This window comes from Streptomyces sp. NPDC055239 (assembly GCF_053606205.1).
The window spans coordinates 844,882-859,774 of the sequence record NZ_JBSGRD010000002.1 but is presented as its reverse complement, the minus strand read 5'-3'; the positions used below and the strand labels follow the sequence as shown (position 1 = coordinate 859,774).

14 protein-coding genes are annotated in these 14,893 nt (G+C 71.1%); 6 read left to right on the top strand and 8 right to left on the bottom strand.

Features of this window, described 5'->3' with window-relative positions; genetic code table 11:
* Window positions 1–22 precede the first annotated feature (22 nt).
* Window positions 23–661, top strand: a complete 639-nt coding sequence (gene eda, locus ACWFRJ_RS10010; protein WP_453526585.1) for a bifunctional 4-hydroxy-2-oxoglutarate aldolase/2-dehydro-3-deoxy-phosphogluconate aldolase — start codon at window positions 23–25, stop codon at window positions 659–661.
* Between the two features lie 100 nt (window positions 662–761).
* On the opposite strand, the gene ACWFRJ_RS10005 is transcribed toward eda, so the two are convergent.
* The 4 genes from ACWFRJ_RS10005 to ACWFRJ_RS09990 all read right to left on the bottom strand — a co-directional run bounded on the left by ACWFRJ_RS10005 (window position 762) and on the right by ACWFRJ_RS09990 (window position 4,690).
* Window positions 762–1,907, bottom strand: a complete 1,146-nt coding sequence (locus tag ACWFRJ_RS10005) for a bifunctional RNase H/acid phosphatase (protein ID WP_453526582.1) — start codon at window positions 1,905–1,907, stop codon at window positions 762–764.
* 11 nt (window positions 1,908–1,918) lie between these two features.
* Window positions 1,919–2,662, bottom strand: coding sequence for a zinc ribbon domain-containing protein (locus ACWFRJ_RS10000; protein WP_453527189.1), 744 nt, complete (start codon window positions 2,660–2,662; stop codon window positions 1,919–1,921).
* A complete protein-coding gene (locus ACWFRJ_RS09995; protein WP_453526579.1) occupies window positions 2,659–3,510 on the bottom strand; it encodes a Nif3-like dinuclear metal center hexameric protein in 852 nt (283 codons plus the stop codon). Before ACWFRJ_RS09995 ends, ACWFRJ_RS10000 begins: the two co-directional genes overlap by 4 nt.
* A 100-nt stretch (window positions 3,511–3,610) precedes the next feature.
* Window positions 3,611–4,690 carry an ABC transporter substrate-binding protein gene (locus tag ACWFRJ_RS09990; protein ID WP_453526576.1) on the bottom strand — a complete coding sequence of 360 codons (1,080 nt, stop codon included), beginning with the start codon at window positions 4,688–4,690 and terminating at the stop codon, window positions 3,611–3,613.
* Window positions 4,691–4,923: 233 nt separating this feature from the next.
* Here ACWFRJ_RS09990 and ACWFRJ_RS09985 point away from each other — a divergent pair, with 233 nt between their 5' ends.
* Complete coding sequence (locus ACWFRJ_RS09985; protein WP_453526573.1) at window positions 4,924–6,024, top strand: hypothetical protein; 1,101 nt, start codon at window positions 4,924–4,926, stop codon at window positions 6,022–6,024.
* A 348-nt stretch (window positions 6,025–6,372) separates the two neighbouring features.
* Here the strand turns inward: ACWFRJ_RS09985 and ACWFRJ_RS09980 are convergent, their stop codons facing one another.
* From ACWFRJ_RS09980 to ACWFRJ_RS09970, 3 genes are all read right to left on the bottom strand, one after another.
* On the bottom strand, window positions 6,373–7,326 hold the full coding sequence (locus ACWFRJ_RS09980) for a 3-oxoacyl-ACP reductase (RefSeq protein ID WP_453526570.1): 954 nt from the start codon (window positions 7,324–7,326) through the stop codon (window positions 6,373–6,375).
* Between the two features lie 17 nt (window positions 7,327–7,343).
* Window positions 7,344–8,420 (bottom strand): Zn-dependent alcohol dehydrogenase, encoded by a 1,077-nt coding sequence (locus ACWFRJ_RS09975; RefSeq protein ID WP_453526567.1) that lies wholly within the window; start codon window positions 8,418–8,420, stop codon window positions 7,344–7,346.
* 79 nt (window positions 8,421–8,499) lie between these two features.
* Entirely contained in the window at window positions 8,500–9,354 is an 855-nt protein-coding gene (locus ACWFRJ_RS09970; RefSeq protein ID WP_453526564.1) for a MaoC/PaaZ C-terminal domain-containing protein, read from the bottom strand.
* 267 nt (window positions 9,355–9,621) lie between these two features.
* On the opposite strand from ACWFRJ_RS09970, the gene ACWFRJ_RS09965 reads away from it, so the two are divergent.
* The 4 genes from ACWFRJ_RS09965 (at window position 9,622) to ACWFRJ_RS09950 (ending at window position 13,197) form a co-directional block, all read left to right on the top strand.
* A complete protein-coding gene (locus tag ACWFRJ_RS09965) occupies window positions 9,622–10,569 on the top strand; it encodes an ABC transporter ATP-binding protein (RefSeq protein WP_453526561.1) in 948 nt (315 codons plus the stop codon).
* The gene (locus ACWFRJ_RS09960; protein WP_453526558.1) at window positions 10,569–11,291 is read left to right on the top strand and encodes an ABC transporter permease; all 723 of its coding nucleotides are present in this window, start codon (window positions 10,569–10,571) and stop codon (window positions 11,289–11,291) included. Before ACWFRJ_RS09965 ends, ACWFRJ_RS09960 begins: the two co-directional genes overlap by 1 nt.
* Window positions 11,292–11,422: 131 nt before the next feature.
* Complete coding sequence (locus tag ACWFRJ_RS09955; protein ID WP_453527186.1) at window positions 11,423–12,595, top strand: sensor histidine kinase; 1,173 nt, start codon at window positions 11,423–11,425, stop codon at window positions 12,593–12,595.
* A complete protein-coding gene (locus ACWFRJ_RS09950) occupies window positions 12,592–13,197 on the top strand; it encodes a response regulator (RefSeq protein WP_453526555.1) in 606 nt (201 codons plus the stop codon). Before ACWFRJ_RS09955 ends, ACWFRJ_RS09950 begins: the two co-directional genes overlap by 4 nt.
* Window positions 13,198–13,420: 223 nt before the next feature.
* Here ACWFRJ_RS09950 and ACWFRJ_RS09945 read toward each other — a convergent pair whose 3' ends face one another.
* Complete coding sequence (locus ACWFRJ_RS09945; RefSeq protein ID WP_453526553.1) at window positions 13,421–14,845, bottom strand: MFS transporter; 1,425 nt, start codon at window positions 14,843–14,845, stop codon at window positions 13,421–13,423.
* Window positions 14,846–14,893: the final 48 nt, after the last annotated feature.

Below are 14,893 nucleotides of genomic sequence, written 5' to 3'. Positions count from 1 at the left end.
TGCACCGGGGCAGGATGCTCCCATGACTTCCTCCTCCGCAGCGGCCTCCGCCTCCGTGCTCGATCTGGCCCCCGTCGTCCCCGTAGTCGTCGTGGAGGACGTCGCCGACGCCGTGCCGCTGGCGCGCGCCTTGGTCGCGGGCGGCCTTCCCGCGATCGAGGTGACGCTGCGGACGCCCGCCGCGCTCGACGCGATCCGGGCCATCGCCGCGGAGGTGCCGGACGCGGTGGTCGGCGCGGGCACCCTCATCTCGCCCCGGAACGTCGCGGACTCCGTCGATGCCGGAGCCCGCTTCCTGGTCAGCCCGGGCTGGACGGACACGCTGCTCGCCGCGATGAAGGCGTCCGGGGTGCCGTTCCTGCCGGGAGTCTCGACGACGTCGGAGGTCGTGGCGCTGATCGAGCGTGGCGTGCACGAGATGAAGTTCTTCCCGGCGGAGGCCGCCGGCGGGACCGCCTACCTCAAGTCGCTCGGCGGACCGCTCCCGCAGGCCCGCTTCTGCCCGACGGGCGGCATCGGCCTCGCGTCCGCGCCGTCGTACCTCGCGCTGAAGAACGTCGGCTGTGTGGGCGGCAGTTGGATGCTTCCCGCTGACGCGGTCTCGGCGAAGGACTGGGGCCGCGTCGAGGCCCTGGCCCGTGAGGCAGCGGCCCTGCGCTGATCCCTCGCCGGGGGCTTGACGCGCGTGCGCACCCGCGGGCCGGTGGGGGCTTGTCGCGCAGTTCCCCGCGCCCCTTCGGGCGCGCTCACCCCGCCAAGCCCTACCGCAGGTGAGACGTGTCGTTCAGGAGTCGTACCGACGCGTTGCCGTCCCCGTAGTACGCCACCGCCGACACGGACGCGGCCGAGAGCTCCATGCGGAACAGGGACTCCGGCGGTGCCCCGAGGGCGAGCCGCACCAGCGTCTTGATCGGCGTCACGTGCGTGACCAGGAGGACCGTACGGCCCGCGTACTCGGCGGTGAGACGGTCCCGCGCCTCCGACACCCTGTGGGCCACCGCGGCGAAGGACTCGCCACCCGGCGGCGGCGCATCGGGTGAGGCCAGCCACGCGTTCAGCTCCTCGGGCTGACGCGAACGCACCTCGCCGAAGGTGAGGCCCTCCCAGGCCCCGAAGTCCGTCTCGCGCAGCCCGTCCTCGACGCGTACGTCGAGGCCGATGCGGGCGGCGACGGCCTGCGCGGTCTCCTGGCAGCGCTTCAGCGGCGAGGAGACGATCGCCTGGATCGTGCCCCGCGCGGCGAACGCCGCCGCCGCGCGCTCGGCCTGCTCACGGCCCACCTCGGAGAGGGACGGGTCGGTACCGCCGCTGCCGGAGAACCGCTTCTGGGGCGTCAGCGCGGTCTCGCCGTGCCGCAGCAGCACGAAGGTCGCGGGGGCGCCGAGGTCGGCGGGAGCAGACCAGCCGACCGGCGGGGTCTGCGGGGTCTGCGCGGCCACGTTGCCCGCAGCCCGCGCGTCGAGCTCCGCCGTCGAGTCCGACGCCACCCACCGCTCGCCCCGCTTGCCCGCGTCCATCGCCTCGTTGGCGAGACGGTCGGCGTGCTTGTTCTTCTCGCGCGGGATCCACTCGTACGTCACCTGGGACGCCGGGTAGACCCGCGCGGCCTCGGCGGCGAGCGGCTTCATGTCCGGGTGCTTGATCTTCCAGCGGCCCGACATCTGCTCGACGACGAGCTTGGAGTCCATGCGGACGTGGACCGAGGCAGCCGGGTCGAGGTCGTGTGCCGCCTTCAGACCGGCCACGAGCCCCTTGTACTCGGCCACGTTGTTCGTCGCGACGCCGATGTACTCGGCGGCCTCCCGCAGGGTCTCCCCCGTGGTCGCGTCGATGACGACCGAGCCGTAGCCCGCGGGCCCCGGGTTACCCCGTGACCCGCCGTCGGCCTCGACGATGAACTCCCGCACGGGCAAGGCTCCTAGATGCCGGACTCGGACGTGCGGACCAGGATGCGGCTGCAGTTCTCGCACCGCACGACGGTGTCGGGGGACGCCGCCTTCACCTCGTTGACCCCGGTGATGTCCAGCTCGATGCGGCAGCCCTCGCAGCGCCGCTGGTAGAGCTTGGCCGCACCGACGCCGCCCTCCTTGACGCGCAGCTTGTCGTAGAGCTTGAGCAGGTCGGCCGGGACCGAACCCGCCACGACCTCGCGCTCCTTGGAGGCGGTGGCCACCTCGCCGTCGATCTCCTCGGAGGCCGCGTCACGGCGGGCCGTCGCGTCGTCGATCTTCGCCTGGACCGAGGAGACACGTTCCGTCAGCTCGGAGACCCGCTCCTGCGCGGACTCGCGGCGCTCCATGACCTCGAGGACCACGTCCTCCAGGTCGCCCTGGCGCTTGGCGAGCGAGGCGATCTCGCGCTGGAGGTTCTCCAGGTCCTTGGGGGACGTCACGGCGCCGGAGTCGAGGCGCTGCTGGTCGCGGTTCGCGCGCTGGCGCACCTGGTCGACGTCCTGCTCCGCCTTGGTCTGCTCGCGGGAGCAGTCGCTCTCCTCGGTCGTCGAGGCGACGTGCAGGTCGCGCAGCTGCGCGAGGTCCTTGTTAAGGGACTCGATCTCGGCGTGCTCGGGCAGGGACTTCTTCCGGTGCGCCAGCTGCTGGAGGCGTACGTCGAGTGCCTGGACGTCGAGGAGTCGGATCTGGTCGGCGGGCGCGGCGTTCAGTTGGGGGCTCCTGTGGTGTGGGTATTCGAGGCCGCGTGGGCGGTCCAGGGGTCGGTGACCGTCTTGGAGACGTGGACGCGGAGTCCCCATCCGTGACGGTCGGAGATCTGATCGAGCTGGGTCGCCGCCAGTTCGCACCACGGCCACTCGGTGGCCCAGTGCGCGGCGTCGAGCAGCGCGAGCGGAGTCTGCGCGCGGGCCTCCGACACCGGGTGGTGGCGCAGGTCGGCGGTGAGGAAGGCGTCCACGCCTGACGCGCGTACGTCGTCGAAGAGGCTGTCGCCGGAGCCGCCGCTGACCGCGAGGGTGCGGATGAGCTGCTCCGGATCGCCCGCGACCCGGATGCCCTGCGCGGTGGCGGGCAGTCGCTCGGCCGCGCGGGCGGCGAGTTCTCGGAGCGTCAGGGGGTGTTCGAGCTCGCAGATCCGGCCGAGGCCGCGGCGCCCTTGGGCGTCGGCCGGGTCCGGTACGAGGGGACGCACGATGCGCAGGTCGAGCGCGCCCGCGAGGGCGTCGGAGACGCCGGGATCGGCGCGGTCCGCGTTGGTGTGCGCGACGTGCAGCGCGACGTCGTTCTTGATGAGGTCGTGGACGGCTCGGCCCTTGAAGGTGTCGGCCGCGACCGTGGTCGTGCCGCGCAGGTAGAGCGGGTGGTGCGTGATGAGGAGCTGGGCGCCCAGCTTCACCGCTTCGTCGACGATGTCCTGGACGGGGTCGACGGCGAAGAGGACCCGGGAGACCTCCGCGTCGGGGTCGCCGCAGACCGTGCCGACGGCATCCCAGCTCTCGGCCAGTTCGGCGGGCCACAGGGCGTCGAGGGCGGCGATGACTTCAGACAGACGGGGCACGGGGAAAGGCTACCTTCCCTCCGTGCCCCACTGGCCATGGCTTACGTACTGCTACCGGCCACGCACCGGTGGCGTACCGCTCGTACCGCTCAGCCGCGTACTACTTGACGAGGAAGCCCTTGAGGTCGCCGAGGACCTCGTTCGCCGCCGTCACGCCGAGGCCCAGGTACCAGGTCTCGTCCGGGACGTCCTTGGCCTGACCGGCCTTGACCGCGTCGAGCTTCTTCCACAGCGGGTTCTTCTCGGCCTCGGTGCGGCCCGTCTTCTTGGCGTCGCCGTAGACGCCGGTGAAGATCCAGTCGGCGTCGGCGTCGTCGATCTTCTCGGTGCTGATCTCGGTGGCGAGGTCGTTGACCTGCTGGTTCTTGGGGCGGGGCAGGCCGGTGTCGTCGAGGATCGTGCCGATGAACGACGCCTTCGCGTAGAGGCGGACGCGGTCGGGCATGTAGCGGAGCATCGTGATCGTCGGCTTCTTGCCGCCGTCGCCGATCTCCTTGCCGAGCGCCTTGGCCTTCTTCTCGTACGCGCCGAGCTCCTCCTTCGCCTTGGCCGTCTTGTCGAGCGCGGCTGCGTTCAGGAGGTAGTTCTCCTTCCACGTGAAGCCGGGGCGGATGGAGAAGACGGTCGGGGCGATCTTGGAGAGCTGCGGGTAGAGCTTGGCCGCGCGCAGTTCGCTGCCGATGATCAGGTCCGGCTTGAGGTTCGCGATCGCTTCCAGGTTGAGGGCGTTGATCGTGCCGATGTCCTTGGGGTTCCCCGCGTCCTTCTTCAGGTAGCCGGGGATGCCGTCGTCGCCTTCGGTGGGGGCGTAGCCGACGGGCTTGACGCCGAGCGAGACGACGTTGTCGAGCTCGCCCACGTCCAGGACCACGACCCGCTTCGGCTGCGCCTTGAGCTCGGTCTTGCCGCGGGCGTGCGTGATGGTGCGCGGGAACTCGCCCGGCTTCGCCGTGGTGCCCATCTTCGCGGTCTGCTCGGCGGCCTTGGAGAAGTCGTCGCCGCCCTGGGCGACGGCCTTGCTGCCGCTGCCGTTGTCGGACTTGCCGGAGCCGTCGGCGTCACCCGACCCGCAGGCCGCGAGGGAGAGCGCGCCGGCCACGGCGAGGGCGATGGCCGCGGTGGCGCGGTGGCGGCGCGCTCGCTCGGACCGTGCGGGCAGGGACCGTACAGACGGGGACATCGGGGCTCCAGGGGGTGTGGTGGCCGAGCCGCCGTCCGCGCTGATGTGCTGCTCGGACCGCTCCTCAACCACTTAGGTTCGCCTTACTTTAAGCGCGCCCTCCTCGCCCAGCACAACCACCCCCACGCCCTCAGGCGAATCGGCACATCGCCACCCTTCTGTGTGAAGCGGATGACCACAGGTGCCACGGCAGTGCGTGCGAAAACTAGCTTCGTGGCCCGGAGGTACCCCCCATGACAGCGCCCACGCTTGAGCCCGAGCCCATCACCGCGCCGACGTCCCGCCCCGCGCCCGCGACACCCCCAGTCATCACCACCGACGGCACGTACGCCGCTCGCCTCACCTACGACGGCGGTTCCTGGTTCCCCGAGCGCTGGACCCTCGACTCCCCCGAGCCCTACGCGGTGCCGCTGCCCGGCAGCCGGCCGGAGGAGCCCGGCACGGAAGTACTCCCGATGACCGACGGGCGGGTCCTGATCCACCGCGCCGTCGACGGACGGCACGTCTTCGCGCTCCTGTACCCGACGGGCCCGCAGACCGGCGAGGTGCCGCTCGGCGCCGTGGAGTGCGGCGAGTCCCGGCTCACGCTGCTGCCGCCGTCACCGGTCGGCGGCCAGGCCTACGCGCTCGCGGTGGGCGAGGGATCGACGGCCCTGTGGCTGGTGGCGGGCGGCGCCTTCGGGCCCGAGCACGTCGCCGAGATCCCGGGGCGCTGTTCGGGCGGGGCCTGGCTGGACGAGGAGGGCCGGATCCTCGCCCTGGACCGGGAGTTGGGCGGCCGGGTCAAGGCGGTGGCGGTGGATCTGGGGCGGGGCGGCGAGGTCTCCCCCCTCCTTCAGATCGCCGACGAGAGCAATGACCGGGTGCTGCTCGCGGACGCAGAGAGCGGGCTGCTCCTGATCCGCTCGGACGCGCCGGGGCACGACCGGCTGGGCTGGGGAGTCCTCGGCGGTACGCGCCCGGTGCGTTTCCCCGAGTGCCTGCGGCTGCCCGACCTCGCGGTGACGCCGTTCGCCATCCAGCCCGGGCAGACGCTGATGCCGGAGGGCTGTGCGGTGGCGCTGCGGATCGACGGGGCGGCGGGGAGCTGGCTCGGCATATGGCGTCCCGCCGAGAGACGTGTGCACCAACTGGCCGCGCCTGCCGGGTGGTTGGCCGGTTCAGGGTGGTGGACGCGCGAGGGAGCACTGCGGCTTCCCTACGCCACGGAAGCGGTGCCGTGCGGGGTCGCGGAGGCGGAACCGGCTCCTCCGGCGGCGGCGCCCTCGCCGGTCGCCGCGCGGCCCGTTCCTTTGCAGCAGGCGCCTCTCACGGGGCGTACGGGCGTTCGTTAGACTCGTCCGGCCGTATCGAACGACCTTCTTACGGCGTTACGGATTTACAGGGTTACAGATTTACCGGTTTACGGGGTGAGTGTGTTGATGAGAACCGAGATGAGCACGGAGTCCGAGCAGAATCCCGAGCCGCGGGAGGCGGCGGGCAGTTCCGGCGCCGGTAGGCATCGGGGGCCTGTGGCTGAGCATGATGAGGGCGGGGCGCCGCAGGGGCGGCACCGTCGGCCGGGCGAGGAGTAGGCCCCTGGCCTGGGCGCCGTCGATCACCGGCTCCGCCGAGTTCGTCCTCAAACGCCGGACGGGCTGGATGTGTCCAGCCCGTCCGGCGTTTGTCGCGTCAGGCGACATTCACCCCCGCTTCAGCCCGAGTACCTCAGACGCCGCGAAGGTCTCGTTCACCGGCCGCCCCGCGTAATAAGGCGAAAGGACCTCGTCCAGTTCCTCGTACGAGAATGCGTCCTTCGCCGTGTCGAACTTCGCCGCCACCTTGGGCCGCTCCACCACGGCCACCATCCCGCCGTGGACCACCAGCAACTGCCCATTGACCCCGGCCGCCGCAGGCGAAGCCAAGTAGCCGACCAGTGGAGCGACATGCTCGGGAGCGAGCGCGTCCAGCTCGTCGGCGCCGGGCTCCTGGAACCCCGCGAAGACGTCCTCCGTCATCCGCGTCCGCGCACGCGGGCAGATGACGTTCGCCGTGACGCCGTACTTGCCGAGCGCCAGCGCGCTCGACGTCGTCAGGCCGACGATGCCGCCCTTGGCCGCCGCGTAGTTCGGCTGGCCCGCCGAACCCGCGAGGAACGCCTCAGATGAGGTGTTGACGATCCGGCCGTACACCGGTCCACCCGCCGCCTTGGAGCGCTCACGCCAGTGCACGGACGCGAAGTGCGTCGTGTTGAAGTGGCCCTTGAGGTGGACGTGGATGACCGAGTCCCACTCGCTCTCGCTCATCGAGAAGATCATCCGGTCTCGCAGGATCCCCGCGTTGTTGACCAGGATGTCGAGCTTTCCGTACGTGTCGATCGCCAACTGGACGAGCCCGCGCGCCTGTTCGTGGTCCGCGACATCGCCGAGATGCGCGACCGCCTGCCCGCCCGCCGCCCGGATCTCGGCCGCGACCTCCTCGGCGGGCGCCGCCGACGCCTCGCCCGAACCGTCGCGGCCGCTCTGACCGAAGTCGTTGACGACGACGCTCGCGCCGAGCCGGGCGAGCTCCAGGGCCTCCGCACGCCCGAGGCCCCGGCCCGCTCCTGTGACGATCGCGGCCAAACCTTCGAGCGGCCGTGGCAATGGCTGTGCCATCAGGGATCGACGTCCTCTCAGATCTCGATGCACGTACGCAGCGCGACGCCCGTACGCATCTGGTCAAGCGCTTCGTTGATCTCGGAGAGCGGCACCCGGTGGGTGATCATGCTCTCCAGGTCGATCCGGCCCGCGCGCCACAGCGCGATGGCCCGCTCGTAGGACTGCAGGACGTCGCCGCCGCCGTACATGGACGGCAGGATCTTCTTCTCGTCGAAGAACAGCTCGAACATGTTCAGCTGGAGGTTGTCGTCCATGGCGCCCGCGCCGACGATGACGAGGGTGCCGCCCCGTCGCGTCGTCTCGTACGCCGTGCGGGCGGTGGCGGATTTCCCGACGACCTCGAAGACGTAGTCGAAGCCCTCGCCGCCGGTCACCCGCTGCTTGGCGTCCTCAAGGGCGTCCGGCGCGACCGCCTCCGTCGCGCCGAACCGCAGTGCGGCCTCGCGCCGCGACTCGACCGGGTCGACGGCGATGATCTGCGCCGCGCCCTTGAGCCGCGCGCCCTGGATCGCGGAGATGCCGACACCGCCGCAGCCGATGACGGCGACCGACGAACCGGCTTTCACATCAGCGGTGTTGATGGCCGCGCCGAGCCCCGTCGTGACTCCGCAGCCGATGAGGGCCGCGATGTCGAAGGGCACGTCGTCCGGGATCGGCACGGCGCAGCCCGCGTCGACCACGACCTCCTCGGTGAAGGTCCCCGTGCCCGCGAAGCCGAAGACGTCACCGCTGGGGCGCTTGAAGTTGGGCGTGCCCGCATTCATGAACCCGGCGAGGCACAGCTGGCTCTGGCCGCGCTTGCACGCAGGACACTGGCCGCAGGCGGGCAGCCAGCACACCAGGACCCTGTCTCCCCGGCTGATCCCGCTCACCCCGTCGCCGACTTCGAGGATCTCGCCCGCGCCCTCGTGGCCGGGGATGAAAGGCCCCGGCTGCGGAAGTACGCCGTTCATCGCGGAGACGTCGGAGTGGCACAGGCCGGTGGCCCGTACCCGGATCTTCACCTTGCCAGGACCGAAGCCCACCGTCTCGACGTCGTCGAGGACCTCGAGCTTGTCCTGGCCTATCTCGTGCAGCACGGCTGCGCGCATGGTGCGGCTCCTCTCGTACGAAGATTCAGGCGTGTACGTCGCTTCAGATGGGTCCGTCGCCTCAGATGTGTCCGTCGCCTCAGGCGTGTTCGACGATCGTGTCGGCGAGTACCGGCGCGTCGTCCCGTTCGACCGCCGTCACCGCCACCTGGACGCGGCCCTCGGAGCGCCACATCCGGATCCGCAGGGTCTCGCCGGGGAAGACGATCCCGGTGAAGCGCGTGCTGTAGCCGCGCACCCGCGAGACGTCGCCGCCGAGGACCGTGTCGACGACGGCCTTCAGCGTCATCCCGTAGGTGCACAGGCCGTGCAGGATCGGCCGGTCGAAGCCCGCGAGCTTGGCGAACTCGGGGTCGGCGTGCAGGGGGTTCCAGTCCCCGGAGAGGCGGTAGAGCAGCGCCTGCTCCTCGCGGACGGCGCGCTCGACGACCTTGTCGGGCTCGCCCTCGGGGGCCGGGAGGCGGGTGGAGGGGCCGCGTTCGCCGCCGAATCCGCCTTCACCGCGTACGAAGATCTGGGCATCGCTGGTCCACAACGGGCCTTCCCCGTCGGTCACTTCGGTGCGCAGGACGAGGATCGCGGCCTTGCCCTTGTCGTACACGGCGGCGACCTTGGAGGTGGTGGTGGCCTTGCCCTTGACCGGGATCGGGCGGTGCAGCGTGATGCTCTGGCCGCCGTGGAGCACCGCGGCCAGGTTCACTTCGATGCCGGGTGACGAGAGCCCGCCGACGACGCCCATGCCCGCGCCCGCGACGGTCGCGAAGCTGGGCAGGACGTGCAGCTTGGACTCCAGGGTGTAGCGCAGCTCGTCGGGGCCGGTGGCGGGGACGCCCGCTCCCAGGCCCAGGTGGTAGAGCTGAACGTCCTTGTGATCCCAGGTGATCTCGGCCGACCTGGGCTCCGCGGCCAGTGCTTTCGCGGCATCGATGGGCATGTGGTTGGCAGCTCCTTGGCCGGTCTGAAGACCTCGGTGCGACCGTCCGCACCGTCGGTCGCACCGAGGTCGCAACAGGGCCGGAGGAGCCCGTTCTAGAACGCGTTCCAGTCCGGCGATCCCATGTATAGCTGAGCGTCCGGTAGTTGTGAAGACTCCTGACGTCACGTCAGATACGACACTGATCACGCGTGTGACATTTGTACCGGCCGAGTCCGTACAACCACATCTGCCGCCGCACCAACCCGGATTCGTAGCGTCATAGCCATGACGAAGACAGTCCCCTCCGAGCGTCCCGACGAGCAGGCGGTTTCCTTCAGCGGCGCGGTCAAGGCCTTCGGCCCGCTCCGCGCCGTCGACGGCGTCGACCTGGAGATCCACCGCGGGGAGACCGTCGCCCTGCTCGGCCGCAACGGCGCGGGCAAGTCCACGACGATCTCCCTCCTGCTCGGCCTCGACGACCCCGACACGGGCCGCGTCGAACTCTTCGGCGGCCCGCCAGAGGACGCCGTGCGCGCCGGGCACGTGGGCGCCATGCTCCAGGAGGGCCGCCTGGTCCCGCGGGTCACCGTGCGCGAGCTCGTCTCCTTCGTGGCCGGGCGCTATCCGGCGCCGCTGCCCGTCGGCGAGGCCCTTGCCCTCGCCGGGATCGAGGAGCTTGCCGGTCGGCGCGTCGACAAGCTGTCCGGGGGCCAGACGCAGCGGGTGCGGTTCGCGGTCGCGGTCGCCGGGAACCCCTCGCTGATCGTCCTCGACGAGCCGACCGCCGCCCTCGACGTGGAGGCGCGCCAGACGTTCTGGGCGTCGATGCGGTCCTACGCGCGGCGCGGCAACACCGTCCTGTTCTCCACCCACTACCTGGAGGAGGCGGACCGGCACGCCGACCGGATCGTCGTCATGGACCACGGCCGGATCGTCGCCGACGGCAGCGGCGAGCAGGTCAAGCGGTCCGCGGGCGGCAACACCGTCTCCTTCGACCTGGCCGGGCGCGGCACACAGGGCCTGACGCTGCTGCCCGGTGTGGTCTCCGTCGAAGTGCACGGGGACCGGGCCCGACTGCGTACGACGGACTCCGACGCGACCGTGATCGCGCTCGCGGAGCTCGGCGCGATCCGCGGCCTTCAGGTCGCGGCGGCCTCGCTCGACGAGGCGTTCCTGTCCCTGACCGCGCCTCTCGATCCGAAGACCGCTCCCCTCACCCCGAAGGCCGTGTGATGTTCGCCTACCTCAGGCTCGAAGTACGCAGGACGCTCCGCGACACCGGCTTCGTGATCGGCGGCATCGGGCTCCCGGTCCTCATGTATCTGCTGTTCACCAACATCGGCGGGGGTTCCGGCTACGACGAGTGGAAGACGACGTCGATGATCGGCATGGCCGCGTACGGGGCCATGATCGCCGCCATGAACACCGGCACCGGCGTCGCCGAGGACAAGACGATCGGCTGGCTGCGCCAACTGCGCGTCACTCCGATGACCCCGCGCGAGGTCGTGACGGGCCGGGCCCTGACCGGTGCGGTGACCGTGCTCCCGGCGATCGTGGCGGTGTTCGCCGCGGGCGGCCTGGTCAACGGCGTACGCCTGGAGGCCTGGCAGTGGGCGGCGGCCGCGGTGCTGCTCTGGCTCGGCTCACTGCCCTTCACGATGCTGGGGCTCGGCAACGGCTACCGCCTGACCGCGCAGACCACGGGCGTCGTGAACACGGCCTGCAATCTGGGGCTCGCGGTGCTCGGCGGCCTCTGGTTCCCCGTCGGCCTGTTCCCCGGCTGGCTGCGCGCCCTGTCCGACTACACACCCACACACCGCTTCGCACAGCTCGGTACGTCCGTGACGGACGGCGGCGGCATCGGTCTCGGCACGCTCGCGGTCCTCACCGCCTGGCTGCTCGCGTTCGGTTCGTACGCTGTGACCTCGTACCGCCGGGCTGCGCGGACCGCATGACGACGCCGACGACAGACCACGGGTGCGACAGGAGAAGCAATGTCGGAGAGGCAGTGCCGGTGAAGAACTTCTGGCAGAGGCACACGCGTATCGCGGGTTGGAAGCACAGCGGCAGGGCGCAGTACGCCGAGATGCGGGAGCGGGAGAAGTCGGGCCGGAGCAGGCCCGAGGACCTGGGCCCGCCCAACGGCTTCGCGATGCTGCCCTGGCTCCTGATGGGCATGGGCTCCTTCTCCAACCTCCTCCAGGGCAAGGCGGGCAACCCCTGGATCGCCGGCATCGGCCTCCTCGCCTTCAACTCCCTCTACATCAGCGTGGTGTTCCGCGCCTTCACCAGGCAGGCCCGGGAGGCGCGCGCCACCAAGTACTCGCTGCTCGGCCTCACCGCGGTCACCTTCGCCCTCGCCATCGGCTACGGCGACAGCTGGCTGATGTTCTTCCCGCTCCTCGGCCTGGCCACCGGCTCGGTCCTGCGGGGCAGGCAGCTGGCTCCCGCGGGCTTCGCCCTGAGCATCTCCGCGGCGGTGGTGGGCGGGTTGCGGGAGGGCTGGGACGCGGCGGGCATCGCGTACGGCACGTTCCTCTCCGTCATGGTGACGGCCGCGATCCTGGCCCTCTCCGAGACGGTCAAGGAACTGCGCACCACCCGCGAGGAGTTGGCGCGCAGTGCCGTCGAGAAGGAACGTCTGCGCTTCTCCCGTGACCTGCACGACCTCCTCGGCCACACGCTCTCGGTGATCGTGGTCAAGGCTGAGGCCACGCGCCGGCTCGCCCCCCGCGACCTGGACGCGGCGCTCGGTCAGGTCGCCGACATCGAGTCCGTCGGCCGCCAGGCCCTGACCGAGATCCGCGAGGCGGTCACCGGCTACCGCGAGGGCAGCCTCGCCACGGAGCTCGACCGGGCCCGCGATCTCCTGGACGCGGCGGGCATCGAGGCGGTCGTACGCCAGTCGGGGCCGCCCCTGGCCCCCCAGACGGCGGCGCTGCTCGGCTGGGTGGTCCGGGAGTCCGCCACGAATGTCGTACGCCACTCAGAGGCGACCCGCTGCGAGATCGAGGTGGCGGGCACCGCCGAACGGACTCGATTGCTGATCACCGACGACGGCCGCGGCGTAGGCTCGACAGCGCCCGGCAGCGGGCTGACGGGCCTGGCCGAACGCCTCGCGGCGGCGGGCGGCTCCCTGGAGTCCGGCCCCGCACCGCGCGGCGGCTCCGGCTTCCGGGTCACGGCGGAGCTGCCGGTCACCGAGTTCAGTACCGGCCCGGTTGTGACCGGCCCCGTTACGGAGGAGCGCACCCCATGATCAGAGTCCTGCTCGCCGAGGATCAGGGCATGATGCGGGGCGCCCTTGCGCTGCTGCTCGGCATGGAGGAGGACATCGAGGTCGTCGCGCAGGTCGTCGCGGGCGACGAGATCGTCGACGCGGCGCTGAACTCCCGCCCCGACGTGGCGCTCCTCGACATCGAACTGCCGGGCCGCAGCGGGCTCGACGCGGCGGCGGACCTGCGGGACGAGTGCCCCGAGTGCCGGGTCCTCATCCTCACGACCTTCGGCAGGCCCGGCTATCTGCGCCGGGCCATGGAGGCGGGCGCGGTGGGCTTCCTGGTCAAGGACGGCCCGGTGGAGGACCTCGCCGAGGCCATCCGCCAGGCGCTGCGGGGCGAGACGGTGATCGACCCCGCGTTGGCGGCGGCGGCCTTGAGCGCGGGGCCCAGTCCGCTGACGGCGCGGGAGGCGGATGTGCTGCGGGCCTCCGTGGACGGAGCGACGGTCTCCGACATCGCGTCGAAGCTGCACCTCTCGGAGTCGACGGTGCGGAACTATCTCTCGGGGGCGATCGGGAAGACGGGGACGCGGAACCGGATGGAGGCGGTGCGGGAGGCGCGGCAGCGGGGCTGGCTTTAGCCGACCTGAGGGACCTTTTCCCCAACCCCGCCCCTTCCCGAAAACCCGCTGCGCGGGGGCGTCCTCAAGCGCCGGACGGCTAAAAGACCTGCCCGGCCGGAGTGAATTTTCAGCCCGTCCGGCGATTGAGGACGAACTCGGCGAAGCCGGTGATGACGGCAACCCCAAGGCACAGGGCCCCCGCGCCGAGCGGGTTATCGGGAAGGGGCGGGGTTGGGGAAAGTCAGCGCTTGGAAGCGTCCCGCGGCATCCACACCAACAGCACCAGCACCCCCACCAACAAAATGCACCCACTGGTCCGGAACGCCATCGCGTACCCCGACGTCAGCGCCTCCGGCGTGGTCGATCCCCCCATCCGCGAAGCGGAGACCGTCGAGAGCACCGCGAGGCCCAGCGCGCCGCCCATCGTCCGCGACGTATTGATGAGCCCCGAGACGAGCCCCGCGTCCCCAGGCTCCGCCCCCGAAGTGCCAAGGGAAGCCAGCGGCGTCGTGGCGAGGCCCGCGCCGAACATCATCACGATGCCGGGCAGCATGATCGAGGTGACGTAGCCGCCGTCAGCGGTCATGAGGGACTGCCAGCCGAACCCGGCCGCCGCCACCAAGATCCCCAGCACGGAGACGTTCTTCGCCCCGAGCACCGGCATCAACCGAGGCGCCAGCTTCGACCCGAAGACGATCGTCAGCGACGAGGGAATCAACGCCAGGCCCGCCTTCAGGGCCGAGTACCCCAGGACGTTCTGCGCGTACAGCGTCATGAAGAACCACATGGCGAACATCCCGCCGCCACACACGAACATCGCCGCGTTCGCCGCCGAAACGGACCGCACCCTGAACAGCTTCAGCGGCATCAACGGCATCTTCGTACGCGCCTCGACCAGGACGAAGAGGCCGAGCAGCAGGAGCCCTGCGGCCAGCGGCACCAGGGTCGCCGAAGCGGTCCAGCCCTTCTCCTCCGTCTGCACGATCCCGTACGCGAGCGTGGCGAGCCCCGCCGTCACGAGCACCGCGCCCGGCACGTCGAGGCGGCGTGCCTCACCGGCCCGGCTCTCGGTCAGCCAGGCCACGCCCGCGACGATGACGAGGGCACCGATCGGCACGTTGATCAGGAGCACCCAGCGCCAGGAGAGCAGGTCGGTGAGGACCCCGCCGACCAGACCGCCCGCGGCGCCACCGCCCGCGCCGACCGCCGACCAGGTCCCGATCGCCCGTATCCGGGCGGGCCCCTCGGGCACCGCGGACGTGAGGATCGTCAGGGTCGAAGGGGCGAGGACCGCCGCGCCGAGCCCCTGCACCGCCCGCGCCGCGAGCAGCTGCCACTCGGCCTGCGCGAGCCCGCCCGCGAGCGAGGCCACCGTGAAGAGCCCGAGCCCGACCAGGAACATCCGCTTGCGGCCGAAGAGGTCACCGGCCCGCCCGCCGAGCAGCATGAAGCCGGCGAAGGCGATCGAGTACGCGTTGACCACCCACTGCAGTCCGACGGCGCTCATGCCCAGGTCGGACCGCATGGAGGGGAGCGCGGTGTTCACCACCGACACGTCCAGGACGACGAGGAACTGCCCCGCGCAGGCGGCGAGCAGCACTGCCCAGACGGGTGCGGACTTCCGCGAGGTCGCGGCTATGTAAGTGTCAGGGGGCGTTTGGACCATGACGGGCATGTTCTCAGGGATTGCGTGCCCCGTGCATCGGGGTTTCGG